The organism is Streptomyces sp. 8N706 (assembly GCF_052245415.1).
Lineage (GTDB): Bacteria > Actinomycetota > Actinomycetes > Streptomycetales > Streptomycetaceae > Streptomyces.
On sequence record NZ_JBQQBW010000226.1, the window covers coordinates 1 to 2,779 of the forward strand.

Annotated in this window: 3 protein-coding genes; all 3 read right to left on the bottom strand. The window is 75.9% G+C overall.

Annotated elements, in window-relative coordinates; genetic code table 11:
- Positions 1–655: hypothetical protein (locus ACTWQE_RS33920; RefSeq protein ID WP_443332938.1), on the bottom strand; the 655-nt coding region annotated here is incomplete at its 3' end.
- Positions 652–1,893, bottom strand: a complete 1,242-nt coding sequence (locus ACTWQE_RS33925) for an FAD-dependent oxidoreductase (RefSeq protein ID WP_443332939.1) — start codon at positions 1,891–1,893, stop codon at positions 652–654. The genes ACTWQE_RS33920 and ACTWQE_RS33925, both read right to left, overlap by 4 nt.
- A gap of 299 nt (positions 1,894–2,192) precedes the next feature.
- On the bottom strand, positions 2,193–2,779 hold a 587-nt coding region (locus ACTWQE_RS33930; protein WP_443332940.1), incomplete at its 5' end, for a hypothetical protein.

The window sequence follows — 2,779 nt, forward strand, 5'->3', positions numbered from 1 at the left end:
CTCCCCGCCGGAACAGCGAGGTGGAGGCCAGTGTGGTGGCCGTGCCGTTGACCGGGCGGGCGCTCACGGGCAGGTTACGGCCGCCGCTGAGCGCCTGCTGGACGGCCTCGCCCAGGCCGGGGCGCGCCGGATAGCGGAGCGCGGCGAGCCGCCTCGGCACTTCCGGATCCGGGAGCAGCGCGGCGTCGGTGATGCGCCCCCAGAAGGCGGGAACGGCCACGCGCGCGTGGGCCGCCCGCAGCAGCGCGCGGGTCCGGTCGGTCCCGGTGCCGTCTCGCTCGGGCACCGGGACCGCCGGGCACTCGCCTGCCGCCTGCGCGAGCGGCAGGTCCGCCGCGGCCACGCCGGGGATGTCGGCCGCTGCGCGTACCAGCTCCAGCAGGGCGTCCGGGGGGTACGGGGCCTCGGTGCCGGGCAGCGGAGCGAGGTCCAGAAGGCGGATGAGCAGGTCATCGCCGCGGAACGCCCGCTCGGCGGCGAGTCTGAAGGCGGTGTTGTCCCAGCCGGTGGGCCAGGGGTGCCGGGCGCAGTGGTCGGCGGCCCCGGCCATGCGGTCCGCGGGGATGTCGTACATCAGGGCCACGCGGGGCTTCATCACCGGGGCCTCCGGCGGCGGGGACAGACCGGGCGTGCCCGAGGGGATCGAGGAGGTCATCGCTGCACCGCCTGGCGCGCGGCGCCCGGCCCGGGCGCGGCCAGGCGGCCGGCTGCCGCGGCGTTGAGCAGTTCGTGCTCGTCCAGTCGCAGGGCGGCCCGGCGCTGCCACACGGAGTGGGGGGTGCAGCGCAGCACGGCGTCGCGCACCCGGTTACCGATGGGATGGTCCAGGTGGTGCAGCTTTCCGAGCCCGGCCGCCTCCCTCGCGACCGCCTCCGCCGGGCCGCGCCGAGCGGCGGCGTACGTGGTGAGGGCGCTGTTGATCGAGGCGCGCTCCTTTTCGGCGCCGCCGAGCGTCGTGGCCAGACAGACCGCGTCCAACAGGGCCTGTGCCGCGCCCTGCCCCGTGACCGGCTCCATCGCGTGCGCGGCGTCGCCGAGCAGTGCCACCCGCCCGGCGTGCCAGGTGTCGCAGCCCTGCACGGTGTGCACCGCGGTGTGCAGCACCGACTCCGGCGGGGTCGCCGCCACCAGCCCGGCCGGGCCGTCCGGCAGGCCGGCCGGGACCGGGGCCGCGTCCGGTGCCTGTTCCGGGGAGGCAGTGGCGTGGGTGGCCACCCAGTAGGTGCCACCGTCCGGCAGCGGCCAGTGGCCGAAGGTGCGCCCGCGCCCCAGGTAGTGCCGGGCGGTGCCCGGGCCGGTGCCCGGCGGTCGGCCACTTTCGGCCACTCCCCTCCAGGTCCGATACGCGGCGGCCTGCGGTCGCCCGGGCAGCCCGGCCAGGCGGCGTACCGCCGACCGAAGGCCGTCGGCGCCGATCAGCACGTCGCCGGTGAAGACGCGCCCACCGGCCCTGACCGTCACCCCGGTGTCGTTCTCGGTCAGCTCGTCGACCTCGGCGCCGAAGACGATTTCCGTGCCGTCCCTGTAACGCTGCGCCGCTTCGGCCAGTGCGGAGAGCAGCAAGTGGCGGGGAACGGTCACATTGGGCGCGGTGGTCTTCCGGCCGATGGCGCCGGGAGACCACCAGGCGAGGCGGCGCCCGCTCCAGGAGGAGATCTCGAAGCGCTCGACCGGGACTCCTCCCTCTTCCACAGGCCCGGCCGCGCCCAGTGTGCGCAGCGCGAGCACCGTGTTGCTCTGTACTCCGAGGTACCCACCGACGCGGGTGAGGGCGGCCGCCCGTTCCAACACCGTGACGCGATGCCCCCGGGCGGCGAGTCCGCAGGCCGCGGCCAGGCCTCCGACTCCCGCTCCGGCGATGAGGACATGAAGGCGATCCCGAACGCGGGCCATGACTTCCCCCTCCCCGCCCCGGGGCGGTCCCGGGACGGCTGTCACATCGGCGGCCACACCGACGTGGCCTCCGCCGTCGACAGCGCCGCCACCGATGCCCATCGGCGGGCACCGATATGCGGCGACCGAGCTCGACGCCTGGGGGCGGCAGCGCCGGGTGCTGACCACCCGTAACAGTGCGACACCAGGTTAGGGAGGAGTGTGACCGCTAGTCAATGCATCTGAATCGCCAGTGATCCCCTGTCAATGTCCCGATGGGGCTGCAGCGGCTCTGTCAGGGAATCCGGGACGCAGCCGTGTCACACGCCCCCGATGCCGACCGCGCCGAGCGCCCGCCGGAGCGCCTCGAGCGCGCCCTCCGCGTTACCGGTGCGCTCCATCAGCTCGCCGGCCTGCCGCCAGGCGTCGGCAGTCTCCCGCCCGTCCGGGACGGTCCGCAGCAGGGCCGCCGCCGCGGAGGCCTCCCGCCGCGCCCCCTCCTTGTCCCCGTCCTCGGCCAGGATCGTGCCGAGCACCAGCCGGGTCCTCGCCTCCGTCAGCGTCGTGTCGGCCCCGGCCAGCGAGCCCAGCGAGGTCTCGGCCAGCTCACGGGCGCCCGCGAGGTCGCCGTCCTCCAGCGCGACGTGCGCCAGCGCGGCGGCACACCGGCCGGAGGTGACCGGGTCCCCCAGTTCGCCGAGCGCCGGCCGGCACTCCCGTAGCGCATCGAGCACCTCCGGCCGGGCCTCCGCTCGGCCGTAGAGGAACAGCGCGGCGGTGGCGCGCGCCTGGAGGCCGCGCAGGATCTGCCGCTCGGCCAGCACTACCGACTGGGCACTGTCCGCGATCCGCAGCGCCTCGGCGACCATCCCCCGCTCGCCGGCGAGCGCGGCGGCGGACAGGTGGT

Bases quoted from the DNA above. Each gene is read 5' to 3' on its own strand.
- ACTWQE_RS33925 (WP_443332939.1), bottom strand. From the start codon at position 1,893: ATGGCCCGCGTTCGGGATCGCCTTCATGTCCTCATCGCCGGAGCGGGA.